The sequence below is a fragment of the Pseudosulfitobacter sp. DSM 107133 genome (genome assembly GCF_022788695.1).
In the GTDB taxonomy this organism is placed as follows: domain Bacteria; phylum Pseudomonadota; class Alphaproteobacteria; order Rhodobacterales; family Rhodobacteraceae; genus Pseudosulfitobacter.
In genome coordinates this window covers 1,080,344-1,100,760 of the sequence record NZ_CP085154.1, presented here as the reverse complement: position 1 = coordinate 1,100,760, position 20,417 = coordinate 1,080,344, and the positions used below count along the sequence as shown (strand labels likewise).

The 20,417-nt window shown below is 60.6% G+C and carries 18 protein-coding genes and 2 pseudogenes; 11 read left to right on the top strand and 9 right to left on the bottom strand.

What is annotated here, in order from left to right:
- Positions 1 to 285 precede the first annotated feature (285 nt).
- The 3 genes from DSM107133_RS05465 to DSM107133_RS05455 all read left to right on the top strand — a co-directional run bounded on the left by DSM107133_RS05465 (position 286) and on the right by DSM107133_RS05455 (position 2,371).
- Positions 286 to 969, top strand: a complete 684-nt coding sequence (locus DSM107133_RS05465) for a pentapeptide repeat-containing protein (protein WP_114293293.1) — start codon at positions 286 to 288, stop codon at positions 967 to 969.
- A 190-nt stretch (positions 970 to 1,159) separates the two neighbouring features.
- A complete protein-coding gene (locus DSM107133_RS05460; RefSeq protein ID WP_114293294.1) occupies positions 1,160 to 1,636 on the top strand; it encodes a Pycsar system effector family protein in 477 nt (158 codons plus the stop codon).
- A 12-nt stretch (positions 1,637 to 1,648) separates the two neighbouring features.
- The gene (locus DSM107133_RS05455) at positions 1,649 to 2,371 is read left to right on the top strand and encodes an adenylate/guanylate cyclase domain-containing protein (RefSeq protein ID WP_114293295.1); all 723 of its coding nucleotides are present in this window, start codon (positions 1,649 to 1,651) and stop codon (positions 2,369 to 2,371) included.
- Between the two features lie 249 nt (positions 2,372 to 2,620).
- Here the strand turns inward: DSM107133_RS05455 and DSM107133_RS25045 are convergent, their stop codons facing one another.
- The 3 genes and pseudogenes from DSM107133_RS25045 to DSM107133_RS05445 all read right to left on the bottom strand — a co-directional run bounded on the left by DSM107133_RS25045 (position 2,621) and on the right by DSM107133_RS05445 (position 5,383).
- Positions 2,621 to 3,730: an NAD-binding protein gene (locus DSM107133_RS25045; protein ID WP_347568684.1), complete on the bottom strand. Its 1,110-nt coding sequence runs from the start codon at positions 3,728 to 3,730 to the stop codon at positions 2,621 to 2,623.
- 121 nt (positions 3,731 to 3,851) lie between these two features.
- A pseudogene (locus tag DSM107133_RS25040) lies at positions 3,852 to 4,439 on the bottom strand (cation:proton antiporter); the annotation flags it as partial.
- Positions 4,440 to 4,498: 59 nt separating this feature from the next.
- On the bottom strand, positions 4,499 to 5,383 hold the full coding sequence (locus DSM107133_RS05445; RefSeq protein ID WP_114293296.1) for an AraC family transcriptional regulator: 885 nt from the start codon (positions 5,381 to 5,383) through the stop codon (positions 4,499 to 4,501).
- Positions 5,384 to 5,543: 160 nt separating this feature from the next.
- Between DSM107133_RS05445 and DSM107133_RS05440 the strand changes: the two genes are divergently transcribed.
- Together DSM107133_RS05440 and DSM107133_RS05435 are read left to right on the top strand one after the other, a co-directional pair.
- Positions 5,544 to 6,452, top strand: coding sequence for an aldo/keto reductase (locus DSM107133_RS05440; protein WP_114293297.1), 909 nt, complete (start codon positions 5,544 to 5,546; stop codon positions 6,450 to 6,452).
- A gap of 37 nt (positions 6,453 to 6,489) precedes the next feature.
- Positions 6,490 to 6,791 (top strand): annotated as a pseudogene (locus DSM107133_RS05435) (2Fe-2S iron-sulfur cluster-binding protein).
- Positions 6,792 to 7,306: 515 nt separating this feature from the next.
- Here the strand turns inward: DSM107133_RS05435 and DSM107133_RS05430 are convergent.
- From DSM107133_RS05430 to DSM107133_RS05410, 5 genes are all read right to left on the bottom strand, one after another.
- Entirely contained in the window at positions 7,307 to 7,987 is a 681-nt protein-coding gene (locus tag DSM107133_RS05430) for an ABC transporter ATP-binding protein (protein ID WP_114293298.1), read from the bottom strand.
- Positions 7,980 to 9,266, bottom strand: a complete 1,287-nt coding sequence (locus DSM107133_RS05425) for a lipoprotein-releasing ABC transporter permease subunit (RefSeq protein ID WP_114293299.1) — start codon at positions 9,264 to 9,266, stop codon at positions 7,980 to 7,982. The genes DSM107133_RS05430 and DSM107133_RS05425 overlap by 8 nt, the downstream gene beginning before the upstream one ends.
- 420 nt (positions 9,267 to 9,686) lie before the next feature.
- Positions 9,687 to 10,175 carry a DUF2937 family protein gene (locus DSM107133_RS05420; protein ID WP_114293300.1) on the bottom strand — a complete coding sequence of 163 codons (489 nt, stop codon included), beginning with the start codon at positions 10,173 to 10,175 and terminating at the stop codon, positions 9,687 to 9,689.
- 47 nt (positions 10,176 to 10,222) lie between these two features.
- Positions 10,223 to 11,560, bottom strand: a complete 1,338-nt coding sequence (gene proS / locus DSM107133_RS05415) for a proline--tRNA ligase (protein WP_114293301.1) — start codon at positions 11,558 to 11,560, stop codon at positions 10,223 to 10,225.
- 148 nt (positions 11,561 to 11,708) lie between these two features.
- Positions 11,709 to 12,143 (bottom strand): ACT domain-containing protein, encoded by a 435-nt coding sequence (locus DSM107133_RS05410; RefSeq protein WP_114293302.1) that lies wholly within the window; start codon positions 12,141 to 12,143, stop codon positions 11,709 to 11,711.
- Positions 12,144 to 12,372: 229 nt separating this feature from the next.
- Here DSM107133_RS05410 and DSM107133_RS05405 point away from each other — a divergent pair, with 229 nt between their 5' ends.
- Positions 12,373 to 12,573: a hypothetical protein gene (locus DSM107133_RS05405; protein ID WP_243253585.1), complete on the top strand. Its 201-nt coding sequence runs from the start codon at positions 12,373 to 12,375 to the stop codon at positions 12,571 to 12,573.
- A gap of 462 nt (positions 12,574 to 13,035) precedes the next feature.
- A complete protein-coding gene (locus DSM107133_RS05400) occupies positions 13,036 to 13,980 on the top strand; it encodes an IS110 family transposase (protein WP_114291353.1) in 945 nt (314 codons plus the stop codon).
- Positions 13,981 to 14,159: 179 nt separating this feature from the next.
- Here the strand turns inward: DSM107133_RS05400 and pepT are convergent, their stop codons facing one another.
- Entirely contained in the window at positions 14,160 to 15,416 is a 1,257-nt protein-coding gene (gene pepT / locus DSM107133_RS05395; RefSeq protein WP_114291991.1) for a peptidase T, read from the bottom strand.
- 601 nt (positions 15,417 to 16,017) lie between these two features.
- On the opposite strand from pepT, the gene DSM107133_RS05390 reads away from it, so the two are divergent.
- The 4 genes from DSM107133_RS05390 (at position 16,018) to DSM107133_RS05375 (ending at position 20,294) form a co-directional block, all read left to right on the top strand.
- Positions 16,018 to 17,310, top strand: coding sequence for a dienelactone hydrolase (locus tag DSM107133_RS05390; RefSeq protein WP_114291990.1), 1,293 nt, complete (start codon positions 16,018 to 16,020; stop codon positions 17,308 to 17,310).
- Positions 17,307 to 18,188, top strand: coding sequence for an alpha/beta hydrolase (locus DSM107133_RS05385; RefSeq protein WP_114291989.1), 882 nt, complete (start codon positions 17,307 to 17,309; stop codon positions 18,186 to 18,188). Before DSM107133_RS05390 ends, DSM107133_RS05385 begins: the two co-directional genes overlap by 4 nt.
- Before the next feature lie 321 nt (positions 18,189 to 18,509).
- On the top strand, positions 18,510 to 19,616 hold the full coding sequence (locus DSM107133_RS05380; RefSeq protein ID WP_114291987.1) for an AI-2E family transporter: 1,107 nt from the start codon (positions 18,510 to 18,512) through the stop codon (positions 19,614 to 19,616).
- A 3-nt stretch (positions 19,617 to 19,619) separates the two neighbouring features.
- On the top strand, positions 19,620 to 20,294 hold the full coding sequence (locus DSM107133_RS05375) for a chromosomal replication initiator DnaA (RefSeq protein ID WP_114291986.1): 675 nt from the start codon (positions 19,620 to 19,622) through the stop codon (positions 20,292 to 20,294).
- Positions 20,295 to 20,417 lie beyond the last annotated feature (123 nt).

Genomic DNA, 20,417 nt, shown 5'->3' with positions numbered 1-20,417 from the left:
CCTTTTCCATGTCTGCCCGTCGTGCTGTCGCGGGGCGCGCTGCACCCGTGCGACAAGGATAGCATAGCCCATGCCGCCGCGTGAAGCGCCAGCCGATCCACGGAAACAACGCGTTTCCATATTCAAGGGGATGGCTGAAGGTCGCGGGTGGACAGTGGAACGCTGGAAGGAGCCGCCTGAACCCATCCTTTTGGATTGGGGTGCCTGAAACGCGATACGGTTAGCTCTGGACCCAGCCCCGACACTTTTCTTGCTTATCCCGCAGGCTTTTGCGAGGTATCCGGGATGGATGACACCCGCACGCTTGCCGACCAGTCCCCCAGCCGTTCCGATCTGGAAAAGATCCTTGTGGCAGGCGACGGCGCGATTCTTGAAAACTGCGATCTAAGCGGGCAGGATCTGTCTGATCTTGACCTGTCGGGCTGGCATTTCACGGGCTGCAAGCTGGCGCGCACCTCGTTTCACAGCGCGCGGCTTGACGCGGCGCGGCTTGCCAATTGTCGCGCGGCGGGGGCCAGTTTTGTCGGGGCCAATCTGCAAGAGGCCACCATTGAAGGCGGCGACTTCAGCAACACCAGCTTTCGGGCGGCGACGCTGAATGAGACCAGAATTCTGAACTGCAAGATGACCGGGTCTGATTTCACCGATGCAAGAACGCTGGGCGTTTCCATCGAGGGCGTTCTGCTGGTTCTTGCGGTTCTTCCGCGCATGTCCTTTCGCAAGGCGACGCTGCGGGAGGTGGATTTTACCGATGCCGACCTGCGGTCCTGCGATTTCCGGGACGCTGTATTCGAGAATTGTTCGTTGCGGGATGCGCACCTGCCCGCGTGCCGGTTCGAGGGTGCGGATTTGCGGGGCGCGGATCTGGGCGGCGTAAGGCTGACCGATGCCCGGCTGTTCAAGGGCGCGATCATTTCCAAGCATCAGGCGGGCGAGCTGCTGGGGCATCTTGGTTTGAAGGTTTTTTAGGGTCTGGACCCGGACCGGACCTTGGCCACGGTCTGGGTGAATGTCGGCAGAGCGGGACGAAGCTGCCGTTGAAGGAGCTTATGCCACTGGCCGCAATCGAGTAACATTTCGACAACGTAGCTCTACGAACACCCTAGCTTGCACGGTAAGAATTGAGCTAATATCTTGAAAGAAACTTAGAGGTATTTCTTTGGATTATTTAACCATTTCTGAACTGGAAAAGCTTCTCGATAGGCAATTGGAGTGGGTGAGAGCGGCAGAAAGCCGTATACAGCTTATTGTGCCGCTCGGGTCAGCACTTTTTGCTTCTGTTGCGATAAAGTATTCTGAGCTAGAAAAGGCAACCAATGGCGTTCAAGTAGCGGCTTGGTTCTGCCTCGTTTTCCTCGCCGCATCGATAGCTTTTTGCACCTTTGCAATGTTCCCACGAACAAGCGGACCGGCCCGATCTTTGATCTTCTTCGGGCCGATCGCAACTTTCTCGGCCGACGAGTATCAGCAACAGTTGAAATCCTTATCTGAAGAAGATTATTTCGCTGACCTCGCTTCGCAAATTCACGTGAACGCGCGGATTGCGAACCAAAAATATACATGGATTGGCCGCTCAATGGCTTTTTTGATGATTGCATTTGCCCCTTGGGCTTTTGCCGTAATGAACATTTATTGAGTAACCGACACAATGGACATCAACGACTTAGTCGAAAATGACATCGAAACTATCAAAAACGCCACTTGGAACACTCGGAAAGGGACTGTGGTTCCCAGCACCGAGACAATCGCGCTTAATGGTGGTGCGGTTGAGTTGGACGCAGCTTATCTGTTTGCGGACATGGCAAATTCATCCAAGATGGCGCAAAATTTTGACCGTCGGGTCACCGCAAAAATTTTGAAGTCGTTTCTTGCCTCTAGCGTGAGGATAATCCGCTATCACAACGGCAAAGTAATGAGCTTTGACGGCGACAGAGTCATGGCGGCTTTTATGGGTGAATCTCCGGCAACAACTGCAACAAGGTGTGCTTTCTCAATATCTTGGATGGTCAACGAAGTTCTCCGCCCAAAGTTCGAGGCGAAGTACGAGTCTGTTCGCAATGCGCCGTTTAAAATAAGACACGCCACGGGTGTTGCATATGGGACTGTTTTTATTGTTCGCGCCGGAGCTCGGGGGGATAATGACCTAATTTCCATCGGTGCAGTGCCAAATCTCGCAGCAAAATTCAGTGACATTCGCGAAAACGGTTACGATACCTACATCTCTCGCACTGTTTACAATCGCCTATTAGAATCGGCGAAAATAAAGCTTGATGGCAACAACATATCTTGGGAAACGCGATCTTGGGAATTTGCTGGATCGACAGTCCTGTTGAATAGAACCAACTATTGGCGAAAACCAAAGCCCAAATGATCATACCAATGCCCCGGGCAATGTTCGCGATACCGTCAAAGGGGACAAATTTTCTCTGTCTGTCAGGCAAGATCAAACTTTGCAGAGTCTGCTTTCTTGCGCATCGCTGACATTCACGCAGACCGCAGCATCGGTGACTATGGGCTCCAAGCCGACATTCGTCGCATAGTGCATCGAAGTCCGGTGAGTGGACGTTGCTGCCCTTCGTATCCGCGGAACCAACTACCGCTAAACGAACATAACAGCCGTTTACCCAGCTCCACGCGCATCTCGCATTCTTTCCCGCAGTTCAGCCTCCCATTGCTCCAGATTCTCACGGATCAGTTGGGAATATGCACTCTCGTCGCTATGTGGATCTTCGCTTTGAATAAATGCCTCTGCCGTTTCCACCATCGTGTGGCGGTCGAACTCTTCAAATACCAGGGTCAAACGCTCTGCGATCTCGTGGTCGAGCCCGAGCGCCTCGAAAGCGGAGCGCGCAGCCCTGATTGAACTGTCATAGGTTTCCCGAATGATATCGCGGCATCCGGCGGCCCAAAGATCATAGACATGCCAGCGGTCAATCGCGCGGGCAACAACATGTACGTTCGGATGGTGTTCGCGCATGTAGCGCGCGAGTTCTGTTGCGGCGTCCTTGTTGTCTATGGCGATCACCAAAACCTTGGCCTCGTCGATGCCGGCGGCGTGCAACAGGTCGGGGCGTGTGGCATCACCGAAAAAGGCGCTAAGACCGAACCTGCGCAACATGGCCAGTTGTTCGTTGCTGTAGTCGATCACCGTGGTCTCATAGTCGGCTGCTTGCAACGCACGGTTCACGATACCACCAAAACGACCGTGTCCGGCGATAATGATATTGGCATCGGATTTAATCTCATCTGCATCCTGCGCCTGTTGACGAGAGTAACGCGGCGCGATGAGCTTGTCGTAGCAGATAAACAAAGCCGGTGTGAGCAGCATGGACAGTGCAACGACCAGCAAAAGAAGATCAGCAACCGGGGCGGGGACCACAGCGTTGGCTACAGTGAACGACACCAGTACAAAGCCGAACTCGCCTGCCTGGGCAAGGCCAAGCGCGAAAAGCCACTTGTCTCCGCCCCTGAGTTTGAAGACATGCCCAAGCGCAAACAGGACGCCTGCCTTTAACACGATCAGGCCAAGGGTTAGCCCGACAATCAACGCGAGGTTTTCGCCGAACAGGGCGAAATCAATGCTGGCCCCCACCGTAATAAAGAACACACCAAGGAAAATGCCCTTGAATGGCGCAATATCGCTTTCCAGTTCGTGCCGGTATTCGCTGTTGGCCATCACGACACCGGCCAGGAATGTCCCCAACGCGGGCGACAGCCCCACCATGGTCATCAACAGAGCGATGCCAACCACCATCATCAGCGCTGTGCTGACGAACAACTCGCGCAGCCGCAACATAGCGAAACACCGGCCCCGTCAGATAGCGGCCGGCGACAATGACCAACCCCACGGCTGCCAGCGTCACCAAAGCGGTTTGCCAGCCTGACAAGCCTTCAACAAGGCTCAGAGTCAGCCCCGCCTCACCATGTCCGCCACCGTGATCATCGCCGTGATGCAAGGCCCCGGTCAGTTCGGGCAGCGCCAAGAGCGGGATCAGAGCCAGCATGGGGATCACGGCAATATCCTGAAACAACAGGACTGAGAAACTGGCCTGTCCGCCGTCGCTGCGCATCAGGCCCTTTTCATTCAGCGTTTGCGTCACAATCGCGGTCAAGGACAGCGCAAAGATCAGACCAATGGCCAGCGACACCGTCCACGGCTGCCCAAGGAGCATCGCCACCGCCATCACACCAATTGTTGTCACACCGACCTGTAGCCAACCCATCACAAAGATTCGCGCCCGCATGGCCCACAGGACTTTAGGTTGCATCTCCAACCCGATCAGGAACAGCATCATCACGACACCAAATTCGGTGAAATGCTGCAACCCAATCACGTCGACGCCTGCCCAGTGCAACACTGGCCCGATCGCGATACCGGCGATCAGATACCCCAGCACCGACCCAAGCCCGAAGCGCGAGGCCAGCGGAACGGCGACCATCCCTGCCAGAAACAGGGTGAAGGTTATAAACAGAAACTCTGCGGTCATGTGATTATCCTTTACAGGGAGCGCGCATAAGCTTGCGTGAGGTGATGCTTTGGTGAGCAACCGAATTTGCGGGAGTAGTCGCGGCTGAAATGCGTGGGGCTTTCGTAGCCAACTTCAAAACCTGCGGCGGAAACGGAGCCCGCGCCGCCCTCCAAAAGGCGCCGCGCTTCTATCATCCGTAGATCTTTTTGGTATTGCAAAGGGGTGGTGCCGGTCACCGATTTGAAGTGTTCGTGAAAAGAGGACTGGCTCATACTAACCAGTTGGGCGAGGTCCGCCACGATCAGCGGATCACGAAAATCTGTCCTGATACGCCGGATGGCTTTGGCAATCCGGCTGGCGTGGCTGTCCACGGAAAGCAGGTTTCTGAGCATACCGCCTATGGGGGACATCAACAGTTGAAAGTGGATTTCCTTCAAGATCAACGGCCCAAGAACCTGCGCTTCCAGCGGATTGTTCACCAGCCTCAGATATCGCGCCAGGGGCTCAAGCCAAATCGGATCCGCGACACCGGCACAAAGAGACCGGGCATCCGTGACATCTTTCACCGCTTCACCCACCTGTTCATAAAGTCCGCGAATAATGCCAAGATCCAGCGAAAGGATAAGCGCGAGATAGGGCATATCCGGGCTCGCTTCGGTGATCGTCGATGTGACAGGTAAGTCGTGACTGACCAACAAAGCGTCTCCGCGCGCAAGAGTTACGGATTGCGAGCCTATGTGAATTTCTTTGCCTCCCTGTAGGATCAGACAAATCACAGGGTTGTAGACCATAACTTCGAAATTGCTCGTCTTTTCCCGGCGAAAAACATGAAGGGAAGGCAAGCTACCCTCTGATTTATCAACACCTTTGGTAAAAATGCGCTCTGCCAGGCTTTGTAGGTAGTCAAGTGACATGGAGATCTCCTTGGGTTCCGGCTTATCAAAGTCAATCCATGAAATCACGCAAAAAACTTTCCATTTGGAGGAATTGATACGTTTAATGGAAGAATAGGCAGGACGGCGATCGCCCAACACCCTAGCTTGATTTCAGCAAACCATTGATCAGAGAAGTCGCATGTCAGCAATCCAACCGTCCTTTCCCCTGAACGCCACCACAGCGATCCCCGCTGTCGGTTTCGGAACCTACCTCATCTCAAATGACGATGCTCCAGCGGCCGTCTGTGCCGCCATTGCCAACGGCTACCGGCACATTGATGCGGCCTCGGGCTACCAGAACGAAACCGCAGTCGGCGAAGGCATCCGTCTGGGCCTGGCCAAGGCTGGAATCCCAAGAGACGCGCTGTTTGTGACCACCAAGTTGTGGCCCGGCAATCCGGCATGGGGCGATGCACCCAAGACAGGCGCGCAAACCATAGCGGAATGCGCGGCAAGCCTCGAAAGGCTGGGTCTGGACTATGTCGATCTCTACCTGATCCATGCCCCATATGGCGGCGACATGCGGCTGGAACAGTGGCGGGCGTTACTTGAGTTGCAGAAAAGCGGAAGGGCGCGGTCGGTCGGGGTGAGCAACTTTAACATAGATCATCTGGAAGAGATCAGATCGACAGGTCTTCCCATGCCTGACGTCAATCAGATCGAGCTTCATCCCTGGTCTCAGAAGCCTGAACTTCTGGCCTATATGGCCGCGAACGGCATCGCACCGATTGCCTACAGCAGTCTTGTGCCACTTTCGACCTGGCGGACAGAGCCGGGACAGGACAGTGCGAAAACCGACGAGATGAAAGCCGACGGCAGTGTCTTTGCCGAAATGGCGAAGAAGTACGGCGTGACCGAAGCTCAGTTGCTGCTTCGGTGGGGGGTGCAGAACGGCTATGCGGTGCTGCCCAAGAGCCTGAACCCCGACCGGATGCGCCAGAATATCGATCTGTTTTCCTTTGCGATCGACGACCCGGATATGACGCAAATGGCAGCGATGGACAGGGGCGACGGGGTTGCGTGGGCATCGGGTGATCCAAGCAAATGAATTCGCGGCAACAGGATAGAAGATCGCAGGCCGCCCCATGGCAATATCACTGAACCTGAATGGTCAAACGCACAGCATTACCGCAGACCCGGAAACTCCGCTTTTGTGGTTATCCGCGATGAATTGAAGCTGACCGGCACAAAGTACGGCTGAGGCATCGCCCAATGCGGGTTTTGCCAATCCGGTCAGATCATGCAGGCGAATGACCTGTTGGCGCTCGACGCGTCCCCGACAGATGAACTTATTGGCACGGTCATGGGCGGCAATGCCTGTCGGTGCGCCACCTACACACGCATTCGGGCCGCGATCCAACGTGCCGCAACCATCCTGGAGGGTTAGGGTCTGGACCCTAAGAGGTGCTTTTGTCGAATGCCGTGCAAGTCCGGCTCGATGTGACGGATTTTCCGAAACTTCCCAGCGATCCGTACCAACCAAAACCGACCCCAATGCCAAGCAGGTCTGACCCGGACCGGACCCTGGGCACGGTCTGGGTGAATGTCGGAAGAGCGGGACTTTGCTGCCGCCCACCAAAGCCCGGAATCAAGGTGCGTAGCACCGCCGGGCAGCGCCCGACCGCCCCATGGGCGGGCGCTTTCTCACCGTATTGCGCTTCTTCTGCCGCACACCAAAGATTAGAAATAAAGTGGCGGCCACTGGCGTTCCGATGCCCACCCGCGGTCAGGCACTGCCCTATGTTGCACGGTAACTCTCGGGCTCCAAGCTGACCTTCACCGCATTTTTCGCGAATGGCCGCTTGGCCCTTTCCCCGTCCTTCGGACGTAGCGCCGCACTATGGGCCAGTGATGTGACACAAAAGTCGGTCTTGCTTGGCAACTGACAGCTTCAGGCTCCCCTCAGGCCGTCAGCTGTCCCGCATTCAGCCGCAGGACGCGGTCCATGCGGGCGGCCAGCTCCATGTTGTGTGTGGCGATCAGCGCCGACAGGCCGGTGCCGCGTACAAGGTCCATCAGCGCGCCGAACACCTGATCCGAGGTGGCCGGGTCAAGGTTTCCGGTGGGTTCGTCCGCCAGCAGCAGGCGCGGTTTGTTGGCCAGTGCGCGGCAGAAGGCGACGCGCTGTTGTTCGCCGCCCGACAGGGCTGCGGGGCGGTGGTTGGCGCGCGGGGCGATGCCGACGGTGTCCAGCAGCGCGCGGGCATGGGCTTCGGCGGCCTTGCGGGCGGTGCCTGCGGCCAGTTGCGGCAGCACGATGTTTTCCAGCGCCGAGAACTCGGGCAGCAGGTGGTGGAACTGGTAGATGAACCCGATGTCAGAGCGCCGCGCGGCGGTGCGTTTGCGATCTGACAGGCCGGTCATGTCCTGCCCTGCAAGGCTGACAGTGCCGCTGTCGGGCACGTCCAGCAGCCCCGCGATGTGCAGCATGGTGGATTTGCCCGCCCCCGAGGGGGCCACCAGTGCCACGACTTCGCCTGCGTTCAGCGTCAGGTCGATGCCGCGCAGCACCTGCACCTCGCCCGGCAGGCCCGCGTTATAGGTCTTTTGCAGCCCTTGCAGGTGCAGAACAGGATCACTCATAACGCAGCGCCTCGACAGGGTTCATCCGCGCCGCACGGCGGGCCGGAAAGATGGTGACGATAAAGGACAGGCCCAGCGACAGGCTGACCGCCTTGAGCACATCCGACAGGTTCAACTGGGCCGGCAACGCATAGATACCGCGAATGGACGGATCCCAGACGCCGCCGCCCATCACCACATTCACAAAGGAAAAGATCGGGTCGATATAAAGGGCGAACAGGCAGCCAAGAATGACGCCCAGCGCCGTGCCGATCAGGCCGGTGAAGGCACCGCAGATAAAGAACACACGCAGGATCGAGCCTTCGGACAGGCCGATGGTGCGCAGGATGCCGATGTCGCGACCCTTGTTCTTGACCAGCATGATCAGCCCCGACACGATGTTCATCGCGGCAATCAACACGAGGATCGACAGGATGATGAACATCACGTTGTCCTCGACCTCAAGCGCGCGCAGGAAGCTGCCCGAAGCATCGCGCCATGTCCATGTCTGGGCGCGTTCGCCTGCGGCCTGTTGCAGGGCCTGCGTCATCTGGTCGACGGTATCGGGGTTCTGCACCATCACCTCGATCTCGGTGGCGACGCCTTCGCGGTTGAAGAAACTTTGCGCTTCGGCCAGCGGCAGGTAGACCCGGGTGCGGTCGATGTCATAGCGGCCTGCGGAAAAGACATAGACGACCTCGTAGGCGTTCACGCGCGGGCTGGTGCCAAAGGCGGTTTTGACGCCATTGGGCGAGATCAGCTTGATCCTGTCGCCCACGGTCGCGCCCAGTTCGCGCGCCACGCCCGAGCCGATCGCAATGCCCTTGTCAAAGTTGTTGATGTCGCCAAGGCTGGTGGTGGGGTCAGCGATGCGCGGCAGGCCCTTGAGGTCGGCCAGTTCGATCCCGAACACCTCGACGCCCGCGTTGGCCTGACGCATGTTGGCCATGACCTGTCCGCGCACCAGCGGGGCCGCGCGGATGACACCCGGCACGGCGGCCAGACGTTGGGCCATTGCGGTATAGTCGGGGATGGTGCGGTCGATCTGGCCGGTGGCGGTGGTTTCGCCCAGATTATAGACGGTCACATGGGCGTTGGCCCCCAGGATCGTGTCCACAAATTCGGCGCGAAAGCCCGAGCGCACGGCCAGCGTGGCGATCAGGGCGAACACCGCGAGGGTGATGCCGATCAGGCTGATCCATGTCATGACACTGACGCCGCCCTCGGCGCGCCGCGCACGCAGGTAGCGCCAGGCGATCATCCATTCAAAGGGGGCAAAGGGGGCTGTGGAATTGGCCATTTACGGCTCCTGCTCGGGGTCGCGCGCACGTTGGTTTGTTTGTCGGGTGGGGTCAAGCCGTGGTGCGGTGGGAGGTGGGTTTGGTCACGCAGTTTTGCGTGTGGGGGGGGGCAGACAGTTGTGGGAATAAGTGACATCGCCACAGAGGGCAGCGCCAGACCGCGGGTGGGCAGCGGAACGTTGGTCTGTGCCACTTTATTTATCCGCTTTGGCGTGAGGGGGAAGAGGTGCAAGACGGTGAGAAAGCGCCCGCCCATGGGGCGGCCGGGCGCTGCCCGGCGGTGCTACGCACCTTGATTCCGGGCTTTGGTGGATTACAGCAATGTCCCGCATTACGGCCTTCACGGCCAGCGCTGCGGATGGAAAGTTTCAGGTCGCTAGAATGTCGCAGAGACAACTCCTGAGGCCACAACAGCAGACCTATACCGTGCTTCTCCGGCGTCTGGGCGACAGCAGCCGCAATATGCCGATCAGCAGCAGCATGGCGACAAAGCCCGCAGCGGCGAAAATACCCCCTGCGAAGGTCAGCGGCACGGCGGGCTGGAAGGCGGCCCAAGCGGCGCGGGCGACGTCACGGTCGGTCATGCGGGTGGCGTTATAGGCGCGCATGAAGGGGCCGGCGCTGTCGAGGGCGGCCAGATCGGCGCGCAGTTTGTCGTAACGGGCAAAGGTGCGGATCATGTCGGCGCGACGACGGTCGATAAAGGGGGTGCCTTGCATCTGCTGCAACGCTTGGGTGCGGGTCAGCCCCTCGGCCTGTGCGGAGGCGTCGAAATCCGCCGCGACCTCGGCCAGCGCATCGACTGCCCCGCCCAGACGTTGCGCATATTGCTGAGAGAATTCGGGAAATTGCGAGGTGGCGGCCCCTGCGGTCAGGGCCGCCACCAGTGTGAGGGTGCGCACGATCATGGTCCGGTGCCAATGCTATGGATGAGAAGCGTGCGCATGGTGCCCCTTTAAATGCCTGCGTAAATCTCCGCGATGCGGGCGACGGCGGCCTCGGCGGTCATCTCTTCGCTTTCCCCGCTGCGGCGCGATGTCAGTTCGACCACACCGTTTTTCAGCCCGCGGGGCCCGACGGTGATGCGCCATGGCAGGCCGATCAGGTCCATCGCTGCGAATTTGCCACCTGCCCGCTCGTCGCGGTCGTCATAGAGCGGATCCAAGCCCTTGGCCTTCAACGCTTTGTACAGGGCTTCGCAGGCCCCGTCAGTGGCTTCGTCGCCCTGACGCAGGTTGACGATGCCGACGTGGAAGGGGGTCACGCCCTCGGGCCAGATGATGCCGTTGTCGTCGTGGTTGGCCTCGATAATCGCGCCCAACAGGCGGCTGACGCCGATGCCGTGGCTGCCCATGTGTACCGGCACCTGTTTGCCATCCGGTCCCTGCACCACCGCGCCCAAAGGCTCGGAATATTTGGTGCCGAAATAGAAGATCTGGCCCACTTCGATGCCACGCGCCACGCGGCGGCGGTCCTCGGGGACCTGTTCGAACAGGGCCGGATCGTGGGTTTCGTCGGTGCGGGCGTATTTGGTGGTGAATTCTTCCATCACGGCGGCGCAATCGGCAACGCTGTCATAGTCGATCTCGCGGTCGCCAAAGCTGAGGTCTGTCACGGCGCTGTCATAGAACACCTCGCTCTCGCCGGTTTCCGCCAGCACGAGGAATTCGTGGGTGTCGTCGCCCCCGATGGGGCCACTGTCGGCGCGCATCGGGATCGCTTGCAGGCCCATGCGTTCATAGGTGCGCAGGTAGGAGACCAGGTGACGGTTGTAGGCGTGCAGCGCGTCCTCTTTGGTGAGGTCGAAGTTGTAGCCGTCCTTCATCAGGAATTCGCGGCCCCGCATCACGCCGAAACGCGGGCGGATCTCGTCGCGGAATTTCCACTGGATCTGGTACATGGTCAGCGGCAGGTCCTTGTAGCTGCTGACGTTGGCGCGGAAGATGTCGGTGATCAGCTCCTCGGCGGTGGGCGTGAACAGCATGTCGCGGTCGTGCCGGTCCTTGAAGCGCAGCATTTCCGCGCCGTAGGCGTCGTAACGCCCGCTTTCGCGCCACAGGTCGGCGGACTGGATGGTGGGCATCAGCATCGGCATGTGACCGGCGCGCGCCTGTTCCTCGTGCACGATGTTTTCGATCTTGCGCAGGACCTTGAAGCCCAGCGGCAGCCACGAATAGATGCCCGCGCTGGCTTGTTTGATCATACCCGCCCGCAGCATCAGGCGGTGGCTGACGATCTGTGCCTCGCTGGGGGTTTCCTTGAGAACGGGCAGAAAATAACGGCTCAGGCGCATCATGGCCTCCTTGGAACGGTGTTTGGGCCTGATTAGGGCATTGCTGGCGCTGTCGCAATTGGGAAAGCGGGGGGCGGGGGATGCTGTTGTTGTCAAATTGGACCCACAGGGACCGGTGGATCATGACCCTGGCGATCCAATACGCGCGTCAGTCGCCGGTGGCCTTCATGTTCTCAGCCGCAGTGTTCTGCAAAGCTGTCAAAATCCGCATCGCCCTGTCGCACATGTCTGCGGGCAAAAAAACGTGATCGTGATGGAAGCCGGCAACCATGTTGCAGGGGATGCCGTTTTCACCAAGCGCCGATGAAACGGCGGCGGTCAGTCCGACACCTTGCAGCGAAGAGAAGACGTTGAGCGTAATGCAGCGCATCGGATGGTCCACATTCAGCCCTGTTTCCTGCGCCGATTCCACAGGGATCAGCATCGACATGCCCTCTGCTTCCCTGACGGTCGAAACGGCGTGTGCGAACAGTGCGGCGACACGTGCAGGGTCTTGGGTTGTGATGAAGACAAACGTCCCGGGCTGTAACACCGGTGTCATTCCCGAGATCATTTCGGCCGCTGTGGTAGCGATTTCTGGCATGTTGCGGTTCCATCATTGCGGCATGTCAGAAGCTCGCAGCATTCAGGGGTAACTGCAATACAGACAGCCCACGACCTCTTGATCCGGCAAAGCCGGCAATTGAGGTGCGGACGTTCGCATAGGATGCAGCGAGGGTCCGGTTTGAGCCCAAAGTCCCCGATACTGCAATATGCGCGAAGGTCTGCTAAGCTAAAGAGATCAGACCTAACATCCTGCATAGGAAATCGTTTTGACTGCTAACCAAATAACCTTTCTGCTTGTGCCATTGGTTGCCTGCATGCTCGTTGTCTACACCGTTCTGCATGTTCGAAAGCTCAAGAAAAATCAGCCGCCAAAAGTCCACGGGCCACATACTCCGGGTGCCGGCTATGATGCCAAAGAAATCGCTCGCGGCAAAGGCAATGGCATGGCAGACGGCGGCGTCGGCTGAGCCAACCTGCAGACCTTCGCGCAACTACAGTGAAAGCTCACTTTGTCCCGCTCACCGGACTTCGATGCACTATGCGACGAATGTCGGCTTGGAGTCCAAAGTGACTTACCCACACAGGGCGGCGCCCGACCGCGGGTGGGCATCGCGACGTCAGTGGCCGCCACTTTATTTCTCGTCTTTGGCGTGGGGATGAAGAGGTGAAACACGGTGAGGAAGCGCCCGCCCATGGGGCGGTCGGGCGCTGCCCGGCGGCACTTCGTGCCTTGTCTCAGACTTTCCGTGGCTCTTCTGCGAAGGTGGAGCCGGTGCCAGCCACCTTTTGGATCGCAGGCACCGGCGACGGGTGGATCGTCTGCGGCCAGGTCTTCGAGGACCGTAATCAAGTGAGATCGCCCGTCGTCTTCGCATGAGGCCTGAACGGATACGCAGCAGCTCACAGGCTCTGCACGACAAGCAAAGGACATGACGAAGATGATCAACGATACCATCGGCATCGACATCTCGAAAGCGCATCTTGACGCGCACCGGCTCAGCACCGCAACCCACGCCCGGTTCGACAATACCGCGACAGGCCTGCGCGCCTTCGAGCGCTGGTTGGGGCAGACAACGCCGGAGCGCGTGGTCTTCGAGCCCACCGGCCCCTACCACCGACGCCTCGAGAGCCATTTCTCAGGCCGCCTGCCGCTCGTCAAGGTGAACCCGCTGCAGGCCCGCCGCTTCGCGCAGGCCCACGGCACACGCGCTAAGACCGACGCGGTCGATGCCCGCATGCTCGCGCTCATGGGGCGCGCGCTGGAGCTGGTTCCGGACCAGCCAACCGACCCCAAACAGCGTGAAATCAAGGAGTTGCATGTCGCCCGCACCGGGCTGGTGCGGGATCGTACCGCGCTGATGAACCGCCTTGGCACGCAACAGCTCGACGTGACCCGCCGCCTGACCCGGGCACGCCTGCGTCAGGTCAACCACCAGATCGACAGGCTTAACGCCGAAATCGAACGGCGAAACCGCGATTGCCCGGAACGCGCCAGGGCAATCGGCATTCTCACCTCGATCCCCGGGATCGGTGCCATCACCGCACGGGCGCTGCTCAGCGAATGCCCCGAGATCGGCACTCTGGGGTCAAAGCAGATCGCGGCGCTCGCAGGTCTCGCGCCGATCACGTGTCAGTCCGGTCAGTGGAGCGGAAAGGCCCACATCCAGGGCGGGCGCAGGCTCCTGCGCGAGAGCCTGTTCATGCCCGCCCTCGTCGCCATGAAGCGAAACCCCGATCTGAGCCAGAAATACGATGCCCTCAGAGCCGCCGGAAAACCCCACAAGGTCGCGCTCGCCGTCCTCATGCGAAAACTCCTGATCCTCGCAAACACTCTCATAAGCGAAAACAGAGAATGGACACCAAAACACCCTTGACCAAGACGGATACTTGATTCCGGGCTTTGGTGGACGGCAGCAAAGTCCCGCACACCAGACTTTGGACCATACAGCGCCCAAGGTCCGGTTTGGACCGACATTGTATCGCCCCCCCACTGACAGGAATCAGAAAACCTGCCCCATCGTGCCAGAGATGCGCGAAGGTTCCACACTGTCGCTTACGCAGGCGCGTCCAGCTCGGCCACACCCGTCGCGAGGTTCAGCGCCACCAGTGTCGCCTTGGCCATGTCCTGCACCGACACCCATTCCAGCGGGCCGTGGACGTTCTGCATGCCGCAAAAGATGTTGGGGCACGGGGTGCCGAACTCGGTCAGGCGTGACCCGTCGGTGCCGCCGCGGATCGCGCCCGACACCGGCTCCATCCCCGCCTTGCGCACGGCGGCGGTGGCCATATCCACCGGCGTCATGTCTTTTTCCAGCCAGTAGCGCATGTTGCGGTACTGGTGGCTGATCTCGCAGGAAATCTGCGCGCGGGGTTCTGTCGCGGCGACGGTTTCACAGACCTGACGCAAAAGCGCGCCCTTGGCCTCAAGCCCCTCCATTTCAAAGTCGCGCAGGATGAAATACATCTCGACCTCGGCGGCGCTGCCGGTCATCGACACCGCATGGATGAACCCGTCGCGGCCTTCGGTGGTTTCGGGGGTCATGGTGACATGGGGCAGCGTCATCAGCACCTTGGCGCCCAGATGCAGGGCGTTGACCAGCTCGTCCTTGGCCCAACCGGGGTGGATCGACACGCCGGTGATCTTCACCACGCCCGCGTCCGCCGAAAAGCTTTCGTATTCCACTTCGCCAGGCATAGAGCCGTCAAAAGTATAGGCGAAATCCGCCGCCAGATCGGCGGGCAGATTGGGCGTGACACCGCGCCCGATTTCCTCGTCGGGCACAAAGGCCAGACGGATTTTGCCATGCGCGATGTCGGGGTTTTCCAGCAGGTGGCGCGCGGCGGTCATGACCACGGCGACGCCGGCCTTGTCATCGGCCCCCAGCAGGGTGGTGCCGCTGGCGGTGATGATATCCTCGCCCACCTTTTCGGACAGAAAGGGGTAGTCTTCGGGCGACAGGCGCAGGTCGGGGGCATCGGCAAAGCTGATATCGCCACCGTTGTAGCCGCGATGCACCACGGGTTTCACACCGGATGCATTGAACTGGGGGGCGGTGTCGACGTGGGCGAGCCAGCCCATGACGGGGGCGTTTACGCCTTGGGTTGCGGGGATGGTGGCCAGCACGACGCTGTCCTGGCTGAGCGTCACATCCTGCGCGCCCATCGCTTTCAGCTCGTCCATCAGCAGGCGCGACATATCCAGCTGGATTTGCGTGCTGGGGACCGATGCGCTGTGTCCGTCGCTTTGGCTGTCGATCCTGGCATAGCGGACAAGACGGTCTTCCAGTTCGGTGTCGAAATCGGTGCGCATGGCGGCTCTCCTGCATCCGGGGGTTGGGCCGCATCTGGGAGCGTGGGTGCCGGAGTGTCAAGGGATTGACGACGCACAGCGCGGGCGCATTGTAACGGGTCGGGAACGGGAGCCTGTCCCGCGACCACGCTCCTTGAACCTGCCTGCGAAACGCCGGCGGTCCGTGACACCAAGGTCCTGGTGGCCGGCGCGTGCTACCAGTTGCGCAGCAGATCGAGCCATCCGGACGACAGCATCATCTTGCAATCCTTACGCCCCTGCCCTGCCCGACATGGATCGGCATCCGGTCGCGATCGTGTCGAAGACGCGCCGTCGGCGCGATCGTGTCGAAGACGCGCCGCTGGCGCGATGTCCCCGCTCACGCCATCAGCCAAGAGCGCCAATGCCACCAAAAAGCCCCCGCTGTTGCCGCGCTGTTACAAGGGCACATTATCCGAGCGACGACGCAAACTGTTCGCGCCCTTTACGCCGTAAGGTCACGGGTTGATCGCTTGGGAGGCTGTGTCACAGTGGCCCGGCGTTCACCACAGGCGGGCGCAACAGGCCTGCACGCAGCCAAACGATGCCGGCGGGCGCGGAACAGACAGAAAGGGAGACTGTCATGACCACCACACTGAAATCCGTTACACTCGGCCTTGCGGGCATCAGCGCCGCCGGAATGCTTTACGCCAACCCCATCGACCAGATCCGCCCCGACGCGCCCGAGCTTGCGCCTTATGGCGACCATGTCATCGGGGTGCAGACGCTGGAATTCAGCCATGCCGGCCAGATCGATATCGTCAACACCACCGCCGACAGCGCCCCCACCTATGACCGCCCCCTGACGGTCGAGGTCTGGTATCCCGCCGCGGCGGGCACCGAGCCGGGCGGCGAATACACCACCACACTGCGCGACGGGCACAGGCAGGCCCGGCTGACAGGCCGCGCCGCGCGCGATGCGGCCCCTGCCACCGACGCGCAATACCCGTTGATCGTGATCAGCCACGGCTATCCCGGCAACCGCTTCCTGATGAGCCATCTGGGCGAAAACCTCGCCTCCAAGGGCTATGTCACCGTGTCCATAGACCACACCGACAGCACCTATTCCGACAAGGGCGCCTTTGGCTCGACCCTGCTGAACCGCCCGATTGACCAGCGTTTTGTGATCGACCAGATGGCCGCGCTGGACGGCCCGCTGGGGGCCATCATCGACGGCGACACCGTGGGCGTGATCGGCTATTCGATGGGCGGCTACGGCGCGATGATCTTTGGCGGTGCGGGGGTGACGCAGGCGTCGACCGAATACAGCTGGGGCACGCCCAACGGGCTGCTGGCGGCGAACATGGCAGGCACCGAAACCCACGAGGCGCTGATTGACGACCGGGTCAAGGCGATCATCGCCATCGGCCCCTGGGGCAACAACGCAGGTTTCTGGGATGCCGAGGGGCTGGCGGGCTTTCGCAAGCCGCTGATGCTGATGGCGGGCAGCGTGGACGACACCTCGATCTATGACGCAATCCGTGGCATTTTCGACGGCACCACGGGCACCGACCGCCACCTGCTGACCTTTGACAATGCCGGCCACAATGCCGCCGCGCCGATGCCTGCGCCCCTCGAAAGCTGGGCCATGGACGAAGGGCTGGGCTATGCTCCGTTCGAGCATTACGCGGATGCGGTCTGGGACACCAACCGCATGAACAACATCGCCCAGCACTTTGCCACCGCCTTTATGGATGTGCACCTGAAGGACAAGGTCGAGGAAGCGCGCTTTTTCGACCTTGTCCCGGTCTCGGGCGATGGGGTCGTGGCGATGGATGATGCGGGCAAACCCACCGCCGATCACACCTATTGGAACGGCTTCAAGGCTGGCACCGCCGCCGGTCTGCGGTTCGAAACCAAAGCCAAAGGGGAATGACCATGCAGGCAGGGATGCGCAATCTGGACGGACAACAGTTCTATGTCCGCACCTGGGGCGATGCCTCCCTGCCGCGCCTGTTGCTGTTGCACGGGTTTCCAGAATTCGGCGGCGCATGGGACGACTTTGCGCCGCTGCTGGCCCACCGGTTCCACGTCATCGCCCCCGACCAGCGCGGCTATGGGCGCAGCTGGGCGCCTGCGGATGTGGGGGACTACACCGCGTCGAAACTGGTGTCGGACATGGTGGCGCTGATCGGGGACGAAGGGCCGGTGACGGTGCTGGGGCATGACTGGGGGGCCGGGGTGGCCTATGCGCTGGCCTTCATGCACCCCGAACTGGTGTCGCGGCTGATTATCGCCAACGGGGTGCATCCCGGTCCCTTCCAGCGCGAGATGGCCAGGGGCGGCCGCCAGTCCGAAGCCTCGCAATATATCAACTACCTGCGCGCCGAAGGGTCCGAGGACAGGCTGGCCGCCAACGATTTCGAAAAGCTGCTGGCGCTGTTTTCGGCCAAGATGGATATGTCATGGCTGCAAGGCGCGGTTCTGGCGCAGTATAAAGAGGCCTGGGGCCGTCCGGGGCGGCTGCGCGGCATGATCAACTGGTATCGCGCCTCGCCGCTGGTGGTGGCCGATCCGGGCAAGCCGGTGACGGATCTGCGCGAACTGCCCGTCGCGCGGCTGCAAGTGCGCTGTCCGCACCTGCTGATCTGGGCGGCGGGCGATGTTGCGTTGATGCCCGAGGCGACCGAGGGGCTGGAGGATTACGCCCCCGATCTGACGCGGGTGGAGATTGCAGATGCCGATCACTGGCTGTTCCACCAGAAACCGCAGGAAATTGCAGATGTGGTGCTGGACTGGCTGGAGCGGCATTAGGGTCTGGACCCTTCTGTATCTCTGTTTTGCTATTCTGATCCCGTCACCGCCCTCGGCCCGGGTCGGTGACGGGACGGTGTTTGGCGTTTGACCCTTGTGGTTTTGACGACCTTTGCGCGCGCGAGCACCGTCTCTCTTCATCATCCCGAACAGTGTGAGGCCGGTCCCGGAAACCGTCCGGTGGACGGTTTCAGCGCTGAACGGGCGGAGCACCGGAATGTCGCCAGCAAGGACCTCGAAGAGACCCATGCCCCCACCCTGCCCCTTGAAACCGAACGCCCCATGGGCGATGTGTAAAGCAGGATTTTGCAGGAGCATCACATGGGTTTGCCCGTCCGCGATCAGCTGAGATACTGGGGCTTGGCCGCAGTGGTGTTTTTTGTCCTGCTTTGGGCGCTGGGTGACGTGCTGGTGCCGTTTCTGCTGGGCGGGGCGATTGCCTATTTCCTGGATCCGGTGGCCGACAGGCTGGAGCGTATGGGCGCCAGCCGTGTGCTGGCCACGGCGATCATCACACTGGTGGCGCTGTTGCTGTTTGTGCTGATGGCGCTGCTGGTGGTGCCGACGCTGGTCAGCCAGTCGGTGCAGCTGTTCAACACCGCGCCCGATCTGGCCAGGAATTTCGGCACCTTCCTGACCGAACGCTTTCCGTCACTGCTGGATGCCGACAGCACCCTGCGCCAGTCGCTCGACAGCATTGCGGCCACGGTGCAGGAACGTGGCGGCGAACTGGTGACCACGGCGCTGAGCAGTGCCGCGTCTCTGATCAACATCGCCCTGCTGTTCGTGATCGTGCCGGTGGTGTCGGTCTATCTGTTGCTGGACTGGGACAATATGGTGGCGCGGGTGGACGAGCTGCTGCCGCGCGACCATGCGCCGACGATCCGCAAGCTGGCCGGACAGATCGACAAGACGCTGGCGTCGTTCATTCGCGGCATGGGCACGGTCTGTCTGATTTTGGGCACCTATTACGCGATTGCGCTGATGCTGGTAGGGCTGCAATTCGGGCTGGTCGTAGGGTTTGTCGCAGGGCTGATTACCTTCATTCCCTATCTGGGCGCGCTGATCGGCGGGGCGCTGGCGATCGGGCTGGGGCTGTTCCAGTTCTGGGGCGACTGGGTCTCGCTGGGTCTGGTGGCCGGTATCTTTGTCATCGGTCAGGTGATCGAGGGCAATTTCCTGACGCCCAAGCTGGTGGGCAATTCGGTGGGGCTGCACCCTGTGTGGCTGATTTTGGCGCTGTCGGTCTTTGGCACCTTGTTCGGCTTTGTCGGCATGTTGGTGGCCGTGCCGGTGGCGGCGGCGCTGGGCGTGGTGACGCGGTTTGCGGTGCAACAGTACCAGCACAGCCTGCTGTATCGCGGGCTGTCAGACCATCATATTACAGACGACGGCGATGTTGTCCCCGACCAGCGCGACGCGGACTGAGCCATGCCCAAGCAATTGCACTTTGACCTGCCGGTGCGCACCGCACTGGGGCGTGACGATTTCATGGTATCGCCCGGCAATGCGGTGGCGGTCAGCCTGATTGAGAGCTGGGCCAACTGGCCCGGCGGCAAGCTGGTGCTGACCGGCCCGCCGGGCGCGGGCAAGACGCATCTGACCCATGTCTGGGCAAAGCTGACCGGCGCGCGTATCGTATCGGCGGGCGATCTGGCGGGGGCGGATATTCCCGATCTGGCCAGCGCTGCGATTGCGGTCGAGGACGTGCCGCAAATTGCGGACGACACCGAGGCGATGACCGCGCTGTTTCATCTGCACAATCTGGCGCTGGCCAATGGCCATGCGCTGCTGATGACGGGGCGCGGCGCACCGACCCATTGGGGGCTTGGCCTGCCCGATCTGCAAAGCCGCGTGGGCGGCACCCCCGCGGCGATCCTGGAACTGCCCGACGACGCCTTGCTGGCGGCGGTTCTGGCCAAACTGTTTGCCGACCGACAGCTGAAACCGCGTATGGATGTGATCCCCTATCTGGCCCTGCATATGGAACGCTCGTTTGATGCGGCACGGCGCATGGTGGCGGCGCTGGACGCAGAATCGCTGAGCGCGCAAAAGCCGCTGACGCGGGTGATGGCAGCCAAGGTTCTGGGCCGCGCGGCAGAGTGATCCGACGCCTGCGCGCCGATCCGCCAACTTTTAGTGCTTTCAATGGCTTAAATCTGGACATTTCATGTAAAATCGCGCGAGGATTGTTATTATTCCGTTACAATCCGGGTTTAACAGCACGCC